This is a genomic window from Colwellia sp. MB3u-8, assembly GCF_014076985.1.
Classification (GTDB): Bacteria; Pseudomonadota; Gammaproteobacteria; order Enterobacterales; family Alteromonadaceae; genus Cognaticolwellia.
On sequence record NZ_JACGVA010000067.1, the window covers coordinates 27,110 to 47,663 of the forward strand.

A 20,554-nucleotide genomic window follows, 5' to 3' on the forward strand; every position below is an offset into this window, starting at 1 on the left:
TTTTAGCAAGATATCTGCCTAGGATTTCTATTTTACCTTGAACTACCCCCTAAGGAAAAGCGACAATAGTGTTCTGCATTAAAATGAGTAACGATAAATGATCATAGCCACAGATTTAAGTTTAGCCCGAGGCGCAAAATACCTCATAAAATCATCAAGTTTTACTATACATCCAAATCATAAAGTTGGACTTGTTGGGGCGAATGGCTGTGGAAAATCTTCTTTGTTTGCCAGCTTACTGGGCACACTACCATCAGATGTGGGCAACTTGTCTATGCCCTCAAGCTGGAAAATTGCTACCGTTAAGCAGGAAACTCCCGCGTTAGACCGCTCAGCTCTAGACTATGTTATGGATGGAGATGTCGAATATCGTGAGCTAGAAGCTAAATTAGAACAAGCGCGCAAAGACGACAATGGCACACTTGAAGCCACTATTATCAACCAAATTGACGCGGTCAATGGCTACAGTTTACCGGCACGAGCGGGAGAATTATTACACGGTTTAGGTTTTGTACAAGAGCAGCTAGTTAACCCGGTTAAATCATTTTCTGGTGGTTGGAGAATGCGCTTAAACTTAGCTCAAGCCTTGATCAGCCGGGCCGATTTATTATTACTGGATGAACCCACCAACCATTTAGATTTAGATGCCGTGATTTGGCTGCAACGTTGGTTAAAAAGATTCACCGGGACTTTAGTGCTTATCTCACATGATCGTGATTTTCTTGATGATGTGATTGGCCAAATTCTGCATATTGAGCATCAAACCGCGAAATTATATTCGGGTAACTATAGTGCTTTTGAGCGCCAACGTGCCGAACACCTTGCACAGCAAGATGCGCAATATCAAAAACAACAAAAAGAAGTTGCTCACTTAACCTCTTTTGTTGACCGCTTTCGCGCTAAAGCCAGTAAAGCAAAACAAGCACAAAGTCGTTTAAAACGCCTGCAAAAATTACCTGATTTGGCGCCAGCACATGTAGATAGTCAATTTACTTTCAGCTTTGAGCAACCCGAAACCCTGCCTTATCCGTTACTGGCATTAAAAGAGAGCCAATGTGGCTATAGTGAACAAGCCATTATTTTAGAAGACGTTGCCATGACCCTAGTGCCAGGAAGTCGCATTGGCTTACTCGGGCGCAACGGTGCGGGTAAATCAACATTAATAAAATCACTGGCGGGAGATTTAGCCCTACTTAAAGGTGAGCGTTATTGTGCGCAAGATTTAAAAGTCGGCTATTTTTCACAGCACCAACTTGAGCAACTACACTTATCCAGTAGTGCCATTGAGCATATTACACGGGCAAAGGCCGATATAACCGAATTACAAGCACGTTCATTTCTAGGCCGCTTTGGCTTTAGTGGCGACCAAGCACTAGATAAAGTCGGCACTATGTCTGGTGGCGAAAAAGCGCGCTTAGTATTAGCGCTTATTGTCCTAGACAAACCACAACTGCTATTGTTAGATGAGCCAACCAACCATCTTGATTTAGAAATGCGTCAAGCATTGGTGCTAGCCCTGCAAGACTTTGAGGGCGCAATCATTCTTATTGCCCATGACCGATATTTATTAGAGTCGTGTGTCGATGAATTTTACTTAGTGGCTAACGGCCACGTGACTGACTTTGATGGTGACATTGACGACTATCAACAATGGTTGAATGACGATAAAAAGCAAAGCGTTAAAGCAAATAAAATCGTTAGCGAGCCACAAGTAGATAAAAAACAACAACGTAAAGAACAAGCCGAATTACGTAAAAAAGCCTCACCACTGCGTAAACAAGCAGATAAATTTGAAAAGCTAGTACAAAAAAGCCAAGACGAGTTAACTGAAGTTGAAGCTAAGTTAGCAGACAGTGACATTTATCAAGCTGAGCATAAAGCCAAACTGACCGAACTACTGAAACGCCAAGCAAAGCTGACACAAGACTTAGAAGCCAATGAAATACAATGGCTTGACCTTGAAGAGCAAATTGAAGAGATAATGTCACAAGCATTATAAATTTATTGCTACACTTAACATATTACGCATTACACATTGCAGCAACAGACCTTGTCATTGCATTTAATGGCGACAACACCAGACTATAGGACATTAAAATGAAAAAATTGACCTTACTCGTACTCAGTATTGCCCTACTTGCTCAGAACTTTGCATACAGCGCAGATTTAGATTTAGGCATATATGATCTTAATCGTGGTGAATTTAACGCCGCAATAGCTCAGTTTGAGCCTTTAGTTGCAGAAGGATATGCACCTGCTCAATATCAAATGGGCTTAGTTTATTTAAATGGTTACGGCGTGATTAAAGATCCAATAAAAGCAGTAGAATTATTTCATTTGGCGGCATCACAAAATTATTCAGATGCTTTGTTTGACCTTTCTTTGTTATATAGTGAGGGTGAAGTCGTTAAAAAAGATCTCAACACCGCTTATACCTTAATGGAAAAAGCAGCAAAAAAAGGCCTACCTCGCGCACAATTTAACTTGGGGGTGATGATTTATAATGGCAGCGGTGTACCGCAAGATTATTTACAAGCATCACGTTGGTATCAAAAGGCTGCTGATCAAAACTATGCACTAGCGCAATTTAACCTCGCCTTAATGTATTTTGACGGCAAAGGGGTCGCTAAAAGTACAGAGATGTCGTACATCTGGAATATCATTGCCGCTAAAAATGGCTATCGTATAGCAGAAAAAAGTCGCGATATGGACGAGTATAAATTAACGGTAGAAGAAATTAACATCAGCCGTGAAAAAGCCGATACTATTTTGCGCAACATAATACAACAAAGAGAGCTAAAATTAAGGCAAGCGCTAATAGAGCAAAACCGTTAGGCGAAAAATTCGTCTGCATTAGCCAGTTAACAATAACCTATTGTTAACTGGCTTCAATAAAAAAAACAAACCCGCAACAAACGTTAGCGGGTTTGTTTTTGCCTTTCAGTCAGTTATTTATCTAACGGTCTATTAAATGATCAAAATCAGTAACCTCAGCGATAGAAGAGTTAATTTCTAACCTGCTTATTGCTTACTATTAATAAAAAATCCATACCGCAAGTCAATGCTAGCCTCCATTACTAGCCATCATATTCACAGCATACAATGGCAATGAATGTGATCTAAATCAATAAGCAGTACTGAGTTATTATTTACAATAATTACTTAATCTCTTTACTATTTTTATGTTTTTTGGAGTCAGTTATGAACGTTTTAAATATGCTAATCAACGACCCTGTTGTGCTTTATTCTTTTATTGGTTTAGCGGTTTTACTGGGTATATGTGGTTTTTATGTCTATTATTTTTTAAAGCATATTAGTGAAGATGAAAAGTAAATCTAGCAATAGTACAGTCACCCTATATACGCTCAACATATAACAAGAGCAATGCTATCGGCTCAGCCTTGGTTTTTTACTCTGCTCTGAGCTTAATAAGTAACTTATGCTGTTAAGTTTATTTTCACTACATTAAGCAAACCAATAGCGCCCGTTTAAATAACATAAGTCTTACTGGACAAGGTAGAGCAAAACTGACTAATGCCTTTCTTAGACTTATACCTAACCTTGCTAGCTATGGCTCTATGAACTATGACTGTATTACTCTGTGTAAGACTCACGGCATTACTTAGCCAAGCCAAATAAGCTTGTACATTGATGGCTAATCATTGGGCATCCACAGTGTTTTAACGTACAATAATTTTTTGCATTACACACTATTACCACGTTATGTTTACCAAAAGTTCTTTCAGCCCTGCTTGGTGGCTTAAAAACCCTCACTGCCAAACCATTGCCGCTAAGTTTTTTCGGCGTGGTCACACCATTAACACCACAAATGAAACTTTAGAGTTACCCGATGGTGATTTTGTTGATTTGTCATGGACCGAAAAGGTTACCCCTTCGTGCTCTCGCCCCATTGTTGCCGTATTACATGGCTTAGAAGGTTCAAAAAACAGTCATTATGCTAAAGGCATGTTATCGGCAATTAAAGCGCAAGGTTGGATAGGTGTTTTAATGCATTTTCGCGGTTGCAGTGGTAGACCCAATCGTATGGCAAAGTCTTATCATAGTGGTCAAACTTGTGATGTTGACTACTTTAGTCAACATCTTGCTGATAATTATCCTGCCGCAAAAAAAGCGATTATAGGCTTTTCATTGGGGGGTAATGTATTAACCAAATATTTGGCAGAACAACAACAAAATATCTATCAAGCCGCCGGTATAATTTGTGCTCCACTTGACCTATCAAGTTGCTGCGACAGAATTAATCAAGGCTTTTCGCGCGTTTATCAAAAGTACCTAGTTGATATGCTTAGAGCCAGCACCATTGAAAAAATAAATGCACATTTACTCAATAATATAGACAGAAAACATTTGGACAAGGTTCGCTCTATTCGAGAGTTTGATCAAATGATCACCGCCCCGCTGAATGGCTTTCGCGATGCCAATCACTATTATCAACAAGCAAGCGGTCGAGATGTACTTCAACAAATAACCACACCATGTTTAATCATTCACGCGAGCGATGACCCCTTTTTATGCCATGAAAATACCACCGCTATTGGTGCCCTACCAGAGCAATTAACCTTTGAAATTAGTGCTAAGGGTGGCCATGTTGGTTTCATTAGCGGTAAAAATCCACTTAAGCCACAATTTTGGCTTGAGCAGCGTATACCTGAGTTTTTGACGAGATATTTATGATCATTCCATTAGAACAATTATCAACCGAGACTTTAAACGCCATTATTGAGAACTTTGTCCTTCGAGAAGGTACTGAGTATGGTAGTGAAGATGTATCACTCAGTGATAAAATCACTCAAGTGCGTCAGCAGTTAACACAAGGATCTGCCCTATTGGTCTACTCAGAACTACATGAGACAGTTAATATTTTACCGACAGATCAATTGGTTGAAGACAGTGACGAAAATGCTTAAAACAAAATGTAACTACATTTTATTGCAATGAAAAAGGCACTGATTAAGTGCCTTTGATAAAGAGTAGTTCTGTGTCAACTTAACGAATGTTGAGCTTAACGAACTTTAAATTTAACGAACTTTAATCTTAACGACCTTTAATTTAACGAGTAAAGGTGACTGAAAAACTTACCGGCACGACATAATCAATACTCGGTAGAGACGCTAACTCTTTAAGTTTATTTATGCCAGCAACCACACTAAAAGCATCCGCTTTAATAAAAAATGGCTTTATCGTGTTGACCAATATTTTATCTGCGCTTAGTTTAACAACACTAACATCAATAGTGACTACTTGTTGTAGACCATGAAAGTCAAGCGTGCCGCTAAGACTGAGTTGTTTATTTTGGCCAGTTTTTAAAGTGTTAATTAATTCTTTATCAAGCTGAGTCGTAAAATTTGCTGAGCTATATTTATCCGTTTCAAAAACGAACTTTTTCATACGCTCATCGCGGATAGCAATATTGGTATTTACGCTAGCTAGATCAACACTAATAGTCACCTGTGCTTTTGCGTCAATATCGCCTTCAAGTTTTGCAAAACTGTGATTTTCCGCAATAGCCGATTTTTTCACCGAAGTAAAACTAAGTAGTGAACTTGAATTGTCGAGTTTCCATGTAGCTAAAGCAGGTAAACTCATTGTAGTAACAAGTAGGGTAATTAACATTAAAGCTGTTTGGCGCATTCTGTTCTCCATCTGTGTCAGGCTTTCGCCTTGACCTTTATGCCTAAAGCAAATAAGTATGTTAACTTTTTGCTTAAGCTATTATTGATTGTTAGCGTGTTGTTCTGTGCGGCTTAATAATATCATGCCAAGGGATATCTTTATTCCCTAAAGATAAAAAATCAGGCTGCATCAAAGTTTTACGTTGATTATAAGTTAATGGCTTAAATTCACTGTCGATAATACTGCCACCCGCTTGTTCAATTATACAATGGCTAGCGCCAGTGTCCCACTCACCTGTTGGCCCAACCCGCAAATAACAATCAGCACCACCTTCAGCAATTAAACAATTTTTTAGCGAGCAACTGCCTAAAGCAACATGGTCGTAGTCGTATTTATCATTTAAATACTGCCCCATTAAGTTAATATCTTGGCGACGACTAATCGCGACTTTAATTCGACGCTGGCCATCATATTTTGCCACTTGTATTTTATGACTACCGCTATCATTTTCTTTAAATGCGCCTAAATTATTTTGGCCATAGTAGGTTAATTGATGATCAGGTGCATGGATAACACCAATCGTTGGCCAGCCATTTTCCACTAAAGCAACATTGACTGCAAAATCGCCACTACCGACAATAAACTCACCCGTTCCATCAATAGGGTCTAATAACCAATAGCGTGACCATTTGCTGCGCTGAGCAAGTGCTAACGCCCCGACTTCTTCAGAAATAATGGGAATATCAGGTGTTAGCCTTCTTAGTTCGTCCATTAGAATGTCATTTGCCGCCATATCAGCACTGGTCACTGGGCTATTATCTTCCTTCATTTCAGCCGTATAGTTGCCATGCTTATAATAACGCGCGACTTCTTGCCCCGCTTTTTTGGCACTTTCAAGTGCTACTGACAATAATCTTTCTTGGCTCATAAAACACCTCTTAAGTGATCTTTTACTAATAACAGCGCGGCAAAACTGCGTGCTTCGTTAAAATCTGGCTCTTGCATCAACTGCTGATAATCTGCTAACGGCCAAGGTATTAATTCTAACGCTTCGGGCTCATCACCGAGCAGCTTTTCAGGATAAAGATTTTCCGCGAGAAAAATGGTCATTCTGGCATCAAAAAATGCGGGTGCCATGGCAACGGTATGCATTGAGGTTAATGTTTGAGCACCGTAGCCCACTTCTTCTTTTAATTCTCGATTGGCTGCCTCTGCCGCACTTTCGCCAGCATCAATCAACCCCTTGGGAAAGCCGAGTTCATAAGTGTGAGTGCCGCCACAGTACTCACGTACTAGTAACATGGTATGTTGATCTAGCATAGGAACAATCAGCACTGCCCCTCTGCCTTTGCCAGACATACGTTCATATTCACGTTTTTCGCCATTGGTAAAAGTTAGGTCGACTTGTTCAATCGAAAATAAACGACTTTTAGCAACTTGCTTGCGTGCGGTAATTTGCGGTAATACTTTTTTTGTTGTCATAACGGAACGGCCTTTATTGCAACAACTTAACTGAGAATGCAACGTTGAAAAAACTAAAGTTTAACCTTAACACGATAACGTTGAATACATAACCAGACCTCTTTGGTATGCTGCTATAATAAACGTGTTTCTAGGGAAAAATCTATGCTTGATTGGTCAAAAATTTCAACTGTTTTACTTGATATGGATGGAACCATTCTCGATTTACATTTTGACAATCACTTTTGGTTACACCATTTACCTAAACGCTATAGTGATTTACGCGGGGTAAGCTTAGCTGATGCCCAAACGTCATTAGCTAATCACTACGAAAAAGTGGCGGGGACTATAGATTGGTATTGCCTTGATTATTGGGCCCAGCAAACACAACTGTCGATCACCGACCTAAAACGCGAAGTACAACATTTGATTCAACTGCGCAGTGATGCACATGATTTTCTCGTCGCGCTTAAGTCATCAGGCCGTGAAGTGGTCTTGGTCACCAATGCCCACCCTGATAGTTTATCGCTAAAAATAGAGCGTACTAAGTTAGATAAATACTTTGATACCCTATATTCAACTCATGAATTTGGTGTGACAAAGGAATCACAACTACTTTGGCAGCGCCTACATCAAAAGCATGGTTTTGCCTTAGAGAAGACACTTTTTGTTGATGACAGTGTCGTTATGCTCGACTCTGCTAAAAAATATGGCATTGAGCATTTATTAGCGGTGGCAAACCCCGATAGTAAGAAAGCCAGTGCTGTGATTAATGACTACCCGTCAATTACTGATTATAGTGTTTTGCTGGCAGGAATAAACAACAGCCAATGGGACAATTAATCATCCCTTGGGTATGATAGCCATTGCATTGAGTCAGTCATTATAAGTGAGCTGAGGTATGTAAGAGCAAGGCGCTTGATGGCTCAATAACTGGCGTGTGTAATGGAAAGTAACGCCGCTATTAAATATTTAAGCCACCTGAGAATAAGCGATTATTTATTTCAATCACTATTACACTCACCTGACACATTGATTACTCACTTAAGGGCAATCAAGTATTGGATATAACTCACCTAGACCTACCTAGGTATAAGGTGAGTAATGTCTTATGTAGCCGTTATATTTTTAAGCGATATCGACCTTGATTATCTGGCTTACCCAAAAAGCTTAATGCTGATCTTAATTGCTCAGGAAATTTAGCCCCTGGGCTTAAATATCCACTACCTGAGAAACGCCCACCTTGCTTTAACTGGGCACGATAACTTAGTCCTAAATCATTTTCAGGGTCTATATCAGCGACAAGTTCGCCTTTATCACAGGTTAATTTTGCCTTAAGTGTACCAAACTCAACTTTTTCATCAAAAGCGGTAATACCCGCATTACGCCATTGCAAATTACCCTGTAATTCAAGGCATATCGGCGTGCCAATCATAAAACGGTCAATCGTTAGCGCTAATTGTTCATGGGCAATAACGTTAATCGGTAAGTTAAGCCTTGCGGTCACTGTGTTTGCAGCAAGGTCTATCTGCGCATCTTTAATAACCATGTCAGATAATAAGCCACTTATCGTCAACTGTCCTTCAGGGCCATTGACTAAAGCACCACCAAAGCTAATATCAAGCTTTGGGTCAAGCATTAACAAAGACATAAACGATAGCGAACTCTGCACTTGGTTAATCACAACGTCATCAACCATTGCCTGCTTAACACGGGCTCGCCAAATAGTGCCTTCTACTGCGGCGATAGTGATATTTTTGGGTAATTTAATTTGCGCCATCAACCAACTTGCCGGCATTAATGCTAAAACAAAAACGCTGTATGCGGTAAAAAAAATGGCAATATAAGCAAACTTATTTTTCATTAACTCTTTCCTAACTGTAATCGACGAACACGAACCATACCTTGTTGATCAGCTGAACTAAGATCTATATTTTTAACTTGTAGACCATCGCTAATAGCCAATTGCTCTAACCAAGTTAATAACTGGTTAAATGATATTTCATCAATCCAGACCTGTAAGTCATCGCCTTGGGGCTGCATGCGAGTAATCGTTATATTATTAGCACTGGAAGTGCGGTTGACTATGCTCGACAAACTTGCGCCCGAATTGGCACCTGCATTACGTTTTGCTTTTTGATAGCGTTGGGTGTTTTCGGTCACCCAAGTTAACAAAGCTTGTTGACGTTCAAGCTTTAATGTTGTTTTTTCGATATTTTCCGTCAGCGGCTGCCAAATAAGACCATATAAAATAAATATCGATATCAGCACTGACATCACGCTGACCAAACGTTGTTCACGAGTATTTAACTGTTGCCACCAAGCTTTCATGAGCGCCCCTTAGCTGCGGTATCTGTAATACTAAACGAGCCTGAAATTTGCTCGCCTTGATTATTTTGTGCGCCTAAATTCACGGTTAATCCTGCCTTTTCAAGCGCCACTTTTAATTTTTCAAAATATTGATAATCTTTGGCAATAGTTTGCATACGAACTTCATGGCGTTTACCGTCAAATTTTAGTGTTTGTGGTTTTATCTCAGGCACACTGGCTAATGCGGGCTCAAGCTTAACTAATAATGATAAAAAACCTATAGATTCGTCACTATTACCCACCTCGGCTAATTTTTGTCGTAACTGTGAGCGAACAGTTGACACTTTTACGCGCTTAGTCTGAGGAAATGCGGCTTTATAATTAGCGATAATTTGCGCTTCAATAACCGATTGCTGATCTGACAAGCGATATAATTCTGCCCCCTTAAGGGTAAAGTTAAGCACCAAGGCTACACCGGCAATACCGGCGACCCAAAGCCAATTGGTCTTGGTTGCTGAACGTTTTTCTTTTACTTGAAACTCACCTTGCAGTAGGTTGAATTTAGCGGAATGATGATTCGCTAAAATAGCTAAAGGCAGCTCTTCGGGTAAGTATTCGACGTTTATTTTGGCTGGCACTTGCGGTAGAGATGAATAGGCCAAAATGGTGTTTTCATTTTCTGCTAGTGCACTATCTTCTGCCCGTGCACTGAAGTGTTGCGCAATAATAGGCCATGCATTTGCTTCAAATGACATAACTTGCCATGCACCTAGCCTGATTAGTACTTGCTCACCCAGCATCACTGCCGTGCTGCTTTGGCTATCCAAGGGTAATGCCAGAGCATCGGGGATGATTGACTTAGTGAATATTCCTGCATTGGCCAGCCACTGTAGCCAAAGCTCTAACTGCTTACGCTCAAGTGCCGCAACAAAGCAGTTATTACCCTGATCATCTTGTTTTGTATCACTAAAGGCGAAGCATAGTTGCTCAACATCTTGTGCCAGCGTTTCTTCCATCATATATGGCGCCGCTAAACGAATAGCTCGTTGAGATGAGCCAGGCACTTTTAAGCGTTTAATAGCAATGTCACTTGCTGGTACAAAAACGACCACATCCCGTGCTGTCGATTTTTCAGTTAATTGACTCAATGCGTTGGCATTAGGTAACTCACCACTTGCAATAATATCTTCTTGTCCGTTGGTTTTGATCAGCCAGTGAATTTTATTTTCAACTTGGCTGCCTAAACGGATAAATAAGGTTTCACCCATTACTCTCGTCCTATGATGCGACTGATCACACTTATATTGTTTTTATTGTCTACTTTCATAATGGTATTCAAAGCAAAGTAACTGTTATTAAAACTTGCTGTTGTTTTGAGCTTAAAATACTCGCTGGTAACCGCAAATTGTTGTTTTTTCTCAGGGGGTATTTTAGCTTTACTCAACTCACTTAAATTAAAAAATTCATCAACACTTTTAAAGCCTTCTTCACCGCGAGCAGTCAAGGCTTGTATCGCTTCATTTTGACTTATTCCTAACATGGCGACAAGTATTTCAGGCTTATCTAATGCGATGGTATTAACGTTAATCTTATTGAGGTTAGTATTAGGTAAAACACAGGCATAGTCTTTTAGTTTATTAATGACATTGACCGTAAAATGCTCAACGACTCTTAACTCGCCGATACTCGCAAGATAATTATTCGCCGCTAAATAAGGAAATGCTTTTGCGGCATAATCATTATCTTCAGCACCCCCTGAACTTGAGATGCTGCTATTAGCGTCTAACCAGTCGGTTAAAGCATCTGCCATATATTGCGCTTCAAAACTGCTAACACCTTCAATATTCATTAAAATAAGTAATTCTTCAAACGCCGCTCTTGCTGGCGATTTTGTCGCTATATTACCATCACTACTCATATTGTTACTGTCATCATCATCGTCGGCTCGTAAAGCATTCAAGTTGAAACAGCTATTTAAATCCGTTATCTCACCGGTAATTTCGCCAAAATCGACAGGAAAAGTGTTCTCCCCTTGCGCCCAGATTTGACCTAAATGTGTTACCTCGGCATTATCTGCAAAGGATTGTATTAAAACTCTTTTTGCAAAGGCTTCTGCGCCCATGGCATACCAATAGGCTTGCTGGTTTGAGGCAATATTGGTGGTGCGTTGCATTTGCAATTGTAACCGCGCGGTCATTTGTGTTGCCAAAATAGCGATTAATGCCACAATAAGCATAACTGTGATTAACGCAACACCTTTGGCGCTATGTTTACCTGCAAAAACATTCATCACTGCTAGCCCCCATTATCTTGCAGGTTATCACCGGCAACGATAAATTGGCGACGAATAATGCCATAGTCTGTGGTGTCTATTTCAATCGCAATGGCCATAGGTAAGCTATTTTCTTGCAAAGCTTCTTGCCATTTTTTCCCATCATAAAATTCGAAATTTAGTTTTTCTACCTGCGATATTAATGGCCTGACTTTTGGCTCCTCGCCTAGCACCGCATCAACAAAATTAAAGTGTACTCGCTCGACAGTATTTTCGTTTAGTTGGTAAGCTACCGACTGCATATCGCTGCGAGGTAACAGTAATCCTGGGTTAGTCCAACCATGACGAACAAAGGCTATGGCTTGTTCACTGCTAGTGAAGCTGTCGTTGTCCGTATGTAAAAAACCTGTTTGTGGTGCTTCACCGTTTAAACGTACGCTGCGTCGCGCTATTTGTAACATATCACGCTCGATAATTAAAAAACCCCGCTGCAGTTCGTTAATACGATCAGTGCGTGCTTTGCTTACTGTGTCACTGTTAATCACGGTTTCAAAAATACTAAAACTTGCCATACTGATCACTGAAAAAATTGCAATCGCAATCAGCACTTCTAATAAGGTAAAGCCTTGGCTGCGCTTTGGCATAAGGCTAACGGTTTTTTTCAAAAAACCATGTTTAATGGTAGCAATTTTCATAGGTCAGGCTTAGAGATATAAGTCGTTAAACTGGTTAATGCTGAAGTTTCTTTCTCGTCAAGTCGCACTTGCATAACAATCGAACGCATGTCGCTGTCCGTTGTTTTAAGTACTTTTTGTTGCCAAAACCATGTTTGCCCTGCCAGTTCTACTTTACCCTTTTTATTGTTTTTTGGTGGCCATGCATTATTGACCGTTACTTCAACTAACTGGTTCGATGCCACCCAACTCGCCATAATTTTACTTTCTAAATAACCTAAGTTTCGCACGTTGGTATCTGCCGTACCTAAAATAGCAATACCAGCAATTGAAAACACCGCCATCGCCAACATAACCTCAATTAAGGTAAAACCTTTTGCCAGTTTATGAAAACTAAAGTTAACGAGAGTTAGCATTAACTAATGGCCCTTCTATCATTAATGGTGTGGTGTAAATGCCAGACACTTTAAAACTGATATCTTCATCGCCATCAATAGCAAACTCTGCCAATGAAAAGGTTAAACTAAAAGGGGTAATATCACCGCCAGAGAGCATATACACTTGAGGGATGGTTTTTTTCTTCTCTTCTTCAGTAAAGTTATCGTCTTGATCTTCATTAATTAATAACGACGAATCAAACAGCAAGGGTTCTTCAATAGGCAAATCATCGAGTTGCAAGGTAATTTCTATACTTTCAGGTAAAGTAAATACCTCAAACATAGGATTACTGGCAATCGGCGTCCAACTAACACCGTCATAGCCAAGAAATTGATAAGTGTTTTTTTCCACAAACAAGCCTAACTCTATATTATTTAACAGGCCGTATTCTGCTGCGACATCAAAAACGCCGGCAAAACGGGCACTGTTTTGTTCTAATAGTTGTTCGGCTTTATTACCAGAAAAAGTAAATTGTACCGCAGAAACCATCACGCCAATTAAAACGATCACTAGCATCACTTCAATTAAGGTAAAACCTTGCTGGCGATGTTTATGTTTAAGCAAATTCCCGTTTTTAAGCTTCATAGTGAGTCAATAATCTAGGCGACTGATTATTGATAATCGCCTAGATTCCAGTTGCCAATGTCATCGTCTGTACCAGGTTCACCATCAGGTCCCATAGAAAACACGTCCATAGCGCTATGTTCCCCCGGGTTTAGTAGTTGATATTCATTGCCCCAAGGGTCGTTAGGTAAACGCTTAACATAACCGCCTTGTGGAAAACGACGTGCCGCTGGCTCTATATCCGTTTCAGTGACCAGTGCTTCTAAGCTTTGCTCCGTAGTTGGGTACTGATAATTATCCATTTTGTACATGGTTAAAGACGTTTCCAACGCATTAATATCTGACACCGCCTTTTGGATATTGGCACGCTCTTGGCTGCCGAGCAAATTAGGCACCACCATACTAGCTAAAATGCCTAAAATGACGATAACGACCATAACTTCTAACAGGGTAAAACCTCGAATATTTCTGACTGCTTTCATTTCTAATTTCCTATTAACGTATTTAACTGAAGAATTGGCTGTAAAATAGCCATCACGATAAATAATACAATACCGGCCATTACCACCATTAAAGCGGGCTCAAATGCTTTTAATGATATATTAATAATAGCCTCAAACTCACGATCTTGATTATCTGCAGCTCGACCTAACATATGCTCAAGTTGACCACTTTTTTCGCCACTGGCGATCATATGTAGCATCATGGGAGGAAACAGCTTAGTTTGCTCTAATGACACCCGTAAACTTGTTCCTTCTCTGACCTTATCCGCTGACTCTTTAACACTTTGCTTAATATATAAATTGTCGAGTACTTCACCCGATATCTTCATACTCTCTAATAAAGGAACGGCACTCGCGGTTAAAATGCTCAAGGTACGAGCAAATCTTGCGGTATTAACACTTTTTGCTACTTTACCTATGCCAGGTACGGCAAGAAAACGCTTATGATAGGCAAATCTGAAACTGGCCTTTTTCAGCAGTTGCGACCAAAGTAACATCAGTGCGACGACAATCAGCACAATAACTAAACCATAGTCACGTAAAAAGTCACTACTGGCAATGAGAAACTGGGTAGTGGCGGGTAAATTAGCGCCCATGTGCTCAAATTGGCCAACAATTTTGGGGACAACTGCGGTCAGTAATATAGCAATAACGCCAGTGGCCACTACGGTCATAATAACGGGGTATACCAAGGCTTGAATAAGCTGCGAGCGCAGTTGTTGTCGCTTTTCGGTGTAATCCGCTAAACGGTCTAATACTTTTTCGAGGTGGCCTGATTTTTCACCCGCAGCAACCATAGCGCGAAATAAGTGATTAAATATTTGCGGAAACTCCGCCATACTTTCAGCTAAGCCATATCCTTCGGTGACTTTTGTACGCACCGCCATGATCATGCTTTTTATAGCGATTTTTTCACACTGCTCACCAACAGCCATCAAGGATTCTTCTATCGGCAAACCTGATTCAACTAAGGTTGATAGTTGCCGTGTGATTAATGCCAGCTCCGACGCTGATATTTTTTTACCGCCAGCAAAAATAGACTTTTTACTTCCTTGCTTACTTTTTTGCAGACAGGGCGTCACCTCAATTGGCATTAAGCCCTGTTCGCGCAATAAATTACGCACATGTCTAGGGGTGTCGCCTTCGATAACCCCTTTTTTATTTTTGCCTCGGCTGTCTACCGCCTGATAATCAAATGCTGCCATAATTTACAATTTATCTAACCTAGTTAGGTACTTAGTGAGTCAATTGTTAGTCTTCGCGCGTAACACGCAATACTTCTTCAATCGTGGTTTCGCCAAGCATGACTTTATCAAAACCGTCACGGCGTATACTGGGTGTTGATTTACGAATAAATTTTTCAATCGCTTGCTCACCTTTACCGTTATGAATTAATGCACGGACTTTCTCATCAACGACAATCAGTTCATGAATACCGGTTCGGCCCCGATAACCTTTAAAATTACAATCTTCACAACCCACAGATCGGTATATTGGCGCGGTATCCTCGTCACTTAGTTGCAATAACTTGCGCTCTTCTGCTGATGGGGTACTACATTCGCGGCAATGCGGACATAAGGTTCTGACTAATCGCTGCGCTAAAACACCTAGCAAACTTGATGAAAGCAAGAAAGGTTCAACACCCATGTCTTCCATGCGCGTTATCGCGCCTGCCGCTGTATTGGTATGTAAAGTAGACAAGACTAAATGCCCGGTCAAACTCGCTTGCACGCCAATTTGGGCGGTTTCTAAATCTCGAATTTCACCCACCATAACCACATCGGGATCTTGGCGCAGTATCGCACGTAAACCTCGGGCAAAAGTCATATCAACCTTGGTATTAACTTGTGTTTGTCCAATACCTTCAATAGCGTATTCGATGGGATCTTCAACCGTAAGAATATTACGTTCTTTACTATCAATTTGGCTTAAACCGGCATACAAAGTGGTACTTTTACCTGATCCTGTCGGCCCGGTCACCAGTATAATGCCGTGGGGTTTTTCAATTAATTCAGAAAAACGTGCTCGGTTACCATCGCTCATACCTAAGTCTTTTAAGTCTAAACGTGTTGAGTTTTTATCTAGTAAGCGCAAAACTACACGTTCACCATGGCCTGTTGGCATGGTGGAAACGCGCACATCAACGGCTCGACCCGCTATTTTTAACGAAATACGACCATCTTGTGGGATTCGTTTTTCCGCAATATCGAGCTTGGCCATCACCTTGATACGTGAAACAAGTAATGAGGCTAATTTACGATTAGGCTTTAGCACTTCACGTAATACGCCATCAACACGGAAGCGAATTTGCAATGCTTGTTCAAAGGTTTCAATATGAATATCGGAAGCGTTTTCTTTAATGGCTTCACTGAGCATGGCATTGATCAGTTTAATAATCGGTGCATCGTCTTCGTTTTCTAATAAGTCTTCGGTTTCGGTCATCTCGTCGGCAAGGGAATATAAGTCAACCTCGTTACCAATATCTTCCATCATTTGTTGCGCTTCTGATGAGTCGCGCTGATAAGCAATAGTTAACAATTGTTCAAACTCTTCGGCACTTTTTACGTCAAGGGTAAAAGGGGCTTTGAGTACACGACGTACTTCCAACAAAATATTAGCACTGAGCAAGTCAGTGCAAACTAAACGTAACACACCCTGGTCATTTGCCACCAACACACTATGGCGCTTAGCAAAACCAAAGGGTAGGCGAAAGCGAACATTTTCATCTTTCAAAATGTCACTAACGGCAATGGTTGACGACGCATCAGGTGCTAAGGTGTTTTCACTGGCAGCACTTAGTTCATTTGCGTTAACAAGAACTTGTGTTTGTGGGGCAATGTCACTCATGGCTATTCGTTTTCAGCAGATGACTTTTCTTCATCACGCTTTTTCATGTATTCGTCAAAAGACGGCGGTAATGCCAATTGATCATTCCATTTTGGCAAAATAGGCAACTTCTCACCCGACATTAATTCAAGACCCGCTGCTTTCTTTTGAATTTCTAGTGCGCGAATATAGTTGTACTTTTCTCTACTCAGGTCATTCATCAATTTGCCATCACGGACAATAGTTGGCCGTAAAAACACCATCAAATTACGCTTACGCGTGGTATTACTGGTAGATTTAAACAAGTGGCCGATAAATGGAATGTCGCCGAGTAAAGGGACTTTTTGCACACTTTCTTGCACATCTTCATCAATTAAGCCACCTAAAATAACGGTTGCGCCATCATCAGCCATCACGGTGGTTTTAATTTCACGTTTATTAATTGAAATATCAACACCCGTAGCACCACTGACCGAAGATACTTCTTGTTCAATGGTTAACTGCACACCGCTACCTTCATTAATTTGTGGTGTTACTTTTAACTTAATACCTATTTCTTGGCGCTCTACTGTTTGAAAGGGATTACTATTGTTACTGCCGGTTTGCGCGCCCGTAATAATAGGCACTTCTTGGCCAACAATAAAATAGGCTTCTTCATTATCAAGTGTGGTAATACTTGGTGTAGATAATAAGTTTGAATTGGTATCTGAACTTACCGCTTGGACTATCGCGCCCCAGTCATCTTTCACAATACCAAACATAGTGCCACTAACAGAGCCTAATACTTGGGCCAGCAAACTATAATCACCATCAACGTCATTCTTTCTATAAGCAGCCGTAATCAACTCTCCAGTATCCGCTGCCCTAACTTCTGGTACCAAATCTCCTGGAGTTGAGCGAGCAGCTTCGCCAGCCGCAGCTACAGCACTAATAGGTGTAACACCGTTGTTGAATTGAGACACGGCACCTGATTCATGATACCACTGCACGCCTAAGTTGACGCCGTCACCTTCAAAGACTTCGACAATAATGGCTTCAATCAGCACTTGTGCTCGACGGATATCCAACTGGCGAATAACCGCTTCTAATGAGCGCAACATATCTGGTTGGGCGGTAATCACTAAAGTATTTGTATCTTCATGCGCGTCAATACTGACATTACGTGTGTTGCTTTTTCGCGATGATGAACTGGTTGTAGAGGAGTCTGCTTCGATAGATTCACTCACCCCTTGAAGTACTTTCACCATGTCTTCTGATTTTGCGTACTTTAAATGATAAACCCGTGTGTTTCCGTTAGATTCTAACTCACTGTCCAAGCGTGACACTAATCTTGCTACACGCTCACGCGCTTTGACTTCGCCGCTAACAATAACGCTATTGGTGCGTTCATCAGCCACAATTTTAGGGATTAAAAAAGTCGGTGTACTAGAGCTTTTGCCTTGGCCAGATTTGTTCATTGCCTCAATAATACGGACCATTTCGCCAGCCGATGCATATTTAAGGCTAATGATTTGTACGTCTTGATCGCCCGCTTTATCAACCCGTTCAATAATTTTCACCAAACGATTAACGACAGCCGCGGTGCCCGTTAACATAATAACGTTGGCAGGATCATAGTTAACCACGTTGCCGCCGCCTGCTTGATCTGATAATTGGCGCAGCAATGGCGTAAGCTCGCGAACTGTGACGTTTTTAACTTCAATCACACGGGTAACCATTTCGTCACCTGCACCGGGATTTTCATTACCGACTACTGGAATGGATGAGGTTTTTGCATCTTTATCTCGAATGATTTTAACAATATTATTGTCCATTGATACGGCAGAAAAACCATAGACTTCTAACACATTTAGGAAAAATTGATAATATTGCTCTTCAGTTAATAAGTCATAACTACGGACATTAACTTTGCCACGTACGTTAGGATCGACAATCATGGTTTTTCTTAAGTTTTTACCGACAATATTAATAAATTCCCCAATTTCTGTGCCTTTGAAATTGGGCGAATATTCTGCCGCACTGATATTGGCAGAAAGCAAAACACTATTGAGTAAAACTGCAGTAACAACCCCGGTAAGGCTTCGCTTATACCAAGGTGCGCTTAATAATTTGCGCATTTATTATTCCTTTTATTCTAATTGTCTATACTGAAGAGTATTTCTGTTATGTCACCATTACGGTCAAGTAACAGCGAAACTTCGCGTTGTTCTTTTAAAGATTGTAGCGCTTGAGCTGCCTCTTTTGGCGCGGTTAAATCGAAACCATTCATTTGTACCGCCACATCACCTAACTTAAGACCCGCACTTTGAAAAAAAGTGGGATCTTTTGCTGGCATTAATTGATAGCCGGTAATTTTACCATTTTCTCGTTTAGGGGAGATTTTTAAATAATCAGTAATGTTACCTGGGTCGCTAGCTAATTCTGTTCGTAGCGACTTGGTCACTTGAGCTAGGGCTTTATTATCTCGTTGATCAACAATATTAGTGGGTGAAAAATTTTGACTGGTATTTTTTGTCGGCTGCGTCACGGCTTGCTGATTATAACGTGGTTTAATAACCTTAATGTTTTTATCAAATATTAAGCCTTCAAACATTAAGGTTTCTAAGCCACCTGATACTTTTAACAGGACACGATCGTTAAAAATATCTTCTAACACGGCCCGAGTGCCTTTAATATTTTCACCAATACTATAGGTTTCTTGCTTTCCGCCACTTTCTATTACTGCAGCGGCAGTCGCTTTGTTACTACTGGCAACCACACCGGTTAGAATGAGTTGCAGCCGTGTTTCTGGCGCATCTTCAACAACCTCTTCAACACGATTTACATTTTGCTGAGAAAACACACCAAAAAGATTAAGTGCTTGAATGGCTTTCACCTGAACTTGTTCTTTTGGTGCTACTGAAACAGACGAGATATTATTGAGTGTTAAGTTCGCATTATGATCTGTCTCTGCTAACCCTAGCCAGGTTATTTGCGCAAATAGAAAGGCGATATAACTAAGCAACACCAAGATAATGACTTGGGTAATTTTTTGTTGCGGCAGTTTAGCAAGCTGCTCAAACGCGTTTGAGAGGTTATTCGATAATGTCATTTTTTATAATTTTTTTATTGTCTGGAGATTTCAAGTCGCTTTGATGATACTTGACCAAACGTCTGGCAACAAGACGTCATATTATTTTTTACCTATAATTATGCCATTTTTCATTAAGTTTGTGATCTAATTGCGCACAGCAAAAGTAAATCAGGACAGATGTTGATTGTTTCAAACTAAACATAACACCGCTGCCCTAGTGTATTTTAAGCAATAAAAGTGGACCATAATTTAATGACCTTATTTAATGACCTTAGTATAAGCTTAAAAATGTAACCAAATGCATTCTAACTAGCGTAAACATTGCCGTTATGTTAACTTTCGCCAATTTATAATGCCTGCACGGGATATAAACAAAACAATGACCAAAGCTAACGTTATTGAGACAAATAATACCCAGTCAACCCGCTTAGACAAGTGGCTGTGGGCAGCGCGCTTTTATAAAACCCGAGCGATTGCAAAACAGATGATCGATGGCGGTAAAGTATTCTATAATGGCCAACGCAGTAAATCAGGCAAAGCTGTGGTTTTAGGTGATCGCGTTACCATTCGCCAAGGTTTTGAAGAAAAACATGTCATTGTGATCGCCCTGGCAGATAAACGCCGAGATGCAAGTTTTGCCCAAACACTTTATCAAGAAACGCCTGAAAGCGTTAAAACCCGTGAGAAAAACAACTTAGCTCGCCAGCAGGGTATTTTGCTCAGCCCAGCCAGTGACACTAAACCTGATAAGAAACAACGTCGACAAATTCGGCAATTAAAAGAAAGGATATAAACAGTG

General features: G+C 40.5%; 22 protein-coding genes. 7 read left to right on the plus strand and 15 right to left on the minus strand.

From position 1 onward, the window contains the following. Positions 1 to 97: 97 nt before the first annotated feature. From H4J54_RS12130 to H4J54_RS12150, 5 genes are all read left to right on the plus strand, one after another. Positions 98 to 1,999: an ATP-binding cassette domain-containing protein gene (locus H4J54_RS12130; protein ID WP_182191130.1), complete on the plus strand. Its 1,902-nt coding sequence runs from the start codon at positions 98 to 100 to the stop codon at positions 1,997 to 1,999. A gap of 98 nt (positions 2,000 to 2,097) precedes the next feature. Next, a complete protein-coding gene (locus H4J54_RS12135; protein ID WP_182191131.1) occupies positions 2,098 to 2,835 on the plus strand; it encodes a tetratricopeptide repeat protein in 738 nt (245 codons plus the stop codon). Between the two features lie 366 nt (positions 2,836 to 3,201). After that, positions 3,202 to 3,333, plus strand: a complete 132-nt coding sequence (locus H4J54_RS12140; RefSeq protein ID WP_182137421.1) for a DUF3149 domain-containing protein — start codon at positions 3,202 to 3,204, stop codon at positions 3,331 to 3,333. Positions 3,334 to 3,723: 390 nt separating this feature from the next. Further along, positions 3,724 to 4,695 carry a hydrolase gene (locus H4J54_RS12145; protein ID WP_182191132.1) on the plus strand — a complete coding sequence of 324 codons (972 nt, stop codon included), beginning with the start codon at positions 3,724 to 3,726 and terminating at the stop codon, positions 4,693 to 4,695. Beyond that, positions 4,692 to 4,928, plus strand: coding sequence for a YheU family protein (locus H4J54_RS12150; protein ID WP_182191133.1), 237 nt, complete (start codon positions 4,692 to 4,694; stop codon positions 4,926 to 4,928). The genes H4J54_RS12145 and H4J54_RS12150 overlap by 4 nt, the downstream gene beginning before the upstream one ends. 142 nt (positions 4,929 to 5,070) lie before the next feature. On the opposite strand, the gene H4J54_RS12155 is transcribed toward H4J54_RS12150, so the two are convergent. From H4J54_RS12155 to nudE, 3 genes are all read right to left on the minus strand, one after another. Beyond that, positions 5,071 to 5,652, minus strand: coding sequence for a YceI family protein (locus H4J54_RS12155; protein ID WP_182191134.1), 582 nt, complete (start codon positions 5,650 to 5,652; stop codon positions 5,071 to 5,073). A gap of 91 nt (positions 5,653 to 5,743) precedes the next feature. Beyond that, positions 5,744 to 6,562, minus strand: a complete 819-nt coding sequence (gene cysQ / locus H4J54_RS12160) for a 3'(2'),5'-bisphosphate nucleotidase CysQ (protein ID WP_182191135.1) — start codon at positions 6,560 to 6,562, stop codon at positions 5,744 to 5,746. Further along, complete coding sequence (nudE, locus tag H4J54_RS12165; RefSeq protein WP_182191136.1) at positions 6,559 to 7,116, minus strand: ADP compounds hydrolase NudE; 558 nt, start codon at positions 7,114 to 7,116, stop codon at positions 6,559 to 6,561. The genes cysQ and nudE overlap by 4 nt, the downstream gene beginning before the upstream one ends. 144 nt (positions 7,117 to 7,260) lie before the next feature. Here nudE and yrfG point away from each other — a divergent pair, with 144 nt between their 5' ends. Further along, positions 7,261 to 7,938 (plus strand): GMP/IMP nucleotidase, encoded by a 678-nt coding sequence (gene yrfG, locus H4J54_RS12170; RefSeq protein WP_182191137.1) that lies wholly within the window; start codon positions 7,261 to 7,263, stop codon positions 7,936 to 7,938. Positions 7,939 to 8,215: 277 nt separating this feature from the next. Here the strand turns inward: yrfG and H4J54_RS12175 are convergent, their stop codons facing one another. From H4J54_RS12175 to gspC, 12 genes are read right to left on the minus strand one after another with little or no spacing between them, the layout of a single operon-like run. After that, entirely contained in the window at positions 8,216 to 8,959 is a 744-nt protein-coding gene (locus tag H4J54_RS12175) for a type II secretion system protein N (RefSeq protein ID WP_182191138.1), read from the minus strand. Then, complete coding sequence (gene gspM, locus H4J54_RS12180) at positions 8,959 to 9,426, minus strand: type II secretion system protein GspM (RefSeq protein WP_182191139.1); 468 nt, start codon at positions 9,424 to 9,426, stop codon at positions 8,959 to 8,961. Before gspM ends, H4J54_RS12175 begins: the two co-directional genes overlap by 1 nt. Beyond that, positions 9,423 to 10,673, minus strand: a complete 1,251-nt coding sequence (gspL, locus tag H4J54_RS12185; protein ID WP_182191140.1) for a type II secretion system protein GspL — start codon at positions 10,671 to 10,673, stop codon at positions 9,423 to 9,425. Before gspL ends, gspM begins: the two co-directional genes overlap by 4 nt. Next, positions 10,673 to 11,695, minus strand: a complete 1,023-nt coding sequence (gene gspK, locus H4J54_RS12190) for a type II secretion system minor pseudopilin GspK (protein ID WP_182191193.1) — start codon at positions 11,693 to 11,695, stop codon at positions 10,673 to 10,675. The genes gspL and gspK overlap by 1 nt, the downstream gene beginning before the upstream one ends. A 5-nt stretch (positions 11,696 to 11,700) precedes the next feature. Continuing rightward, positions 11,701 to 12,372 carry a type II secretion system minor pseudopilin GspJ gene (gene gspJ, locus H4J54_RS12195; protein WP_182191141.1) on the minus strand — a complete coding sequence of 224 codons (672 nt, stop codon included), beginning with the start codon at positions 12,370 to 12,372 and terminating at the stop codon, positions 11,701 to 11,703. Next, the gene (gene gspI, locus H4J54_RS12200; protein WP_182191142.1) at positions 12,369 to 12,767 is read right to left on the minus strand and encodes a type II secretion system minor pseudopilin GspI; all 399 of its coding nucleotides are present in this window, start codon (positions 12,765 to 12,767) and stop codon (positions 12,369 to 12,371) included. Before gspI ends, gspJ begins: the two co-directional genes overlap by 4 nt. After that, complete coding sequence (gspH, locus tag H4J54_RS12205) at positions 12,751 to 13,374, minus strand: type II secretion system minor pseudopilin GspH (RefSeq protein ID WP_182191143.1); 624 nt, start codon at positions 13,372 to 13,374, stop codon at positions 12,751 to 12,753. Before gspH ends, gspI begins: the two co-directional genes overlap by 17 nt. Positions 13,375 to 13,400: 26 nt before the next feature. Continuing rightward, positions 13,401 to 13,835, minus strand: a complete 435-nt coding sequence (gene gspG, locus H4J54_RS12210) for a type II secretion system major pseudopilin GspG (protein ID WP_182191144.1) — start codon at positions 13,833 to 13,835, stop codon at positions 13,401 to 13,403. A 2-nt stretch (positions 13,836 to 13,837) separates the two neighbouring features. Then, on the minus strand, positions 13,838 to 15,061 hold the full coding sequence (gene gspF / locus H4J54_RS12215) for a type II secretion system inner membrane protein GspF (protein WP_182191145.1): 1,224 nt from the start codon (positions 15,059 to 15,061) through the stop codon (positions 13,838 to 13,840). Between the two features lie 46 nt (positions 15,062 to 15,107). Then, positions 15,108 to 16,703, minus strand: a complete 1,596-nt coding sequence (gspE, locus tag H4J54_RS12220) for a type II secretion system ATPase GspE (protein WP_182191146.1) — start codon at positions 16,701 to 16,703, stop codon at positions 15,108 to 15,110. Positions 16,704 to 16,705: 2 nt separating this feature from the next. After that, entirely contained in the window at positions 16,706 to 18,799 is a 2,094-nt protein-coding gene (gene gspD / locus H4J54_RS12225) for a type II secretion system secretin GspD (protein ID WP_182191147.1), read from the minus strand. 17 nt (positions 18,800 to 18,816) lie between these two features. Continuing rightward, positions 18,817 to 19,773, minus strand: a complete 957-nt coding sequence (gene gspC / locus H4J54_RS12230) for a type II secretion system protein GspC (RefSeq protein WP_182191148.1) — start codon at positions 19,771 to 19,773, stop codon at positions 18,817 to 18,819. 361 nt (positions 19,774 to 20,134) lie between these two features. Between gspC and hslR the strand changes: the two genes are divergently transcribed. Beyond that, the gene (hslR, locus tag H4J54_RS12235; RefSeq protein ID WP_182191149.1) at positions 20,135 to 20,548 is read left to right on the plus strand and encodes a ribosome-associated heat shock protein Hsp15; all 414 of its coding nucleotides are present in this window, start codon (positions 20,135 to 20,137) and stop codon (positions 20,546 to 20,548) included. Positions 20,549 to 20,554: the final 6 nt, after the last annotated feature.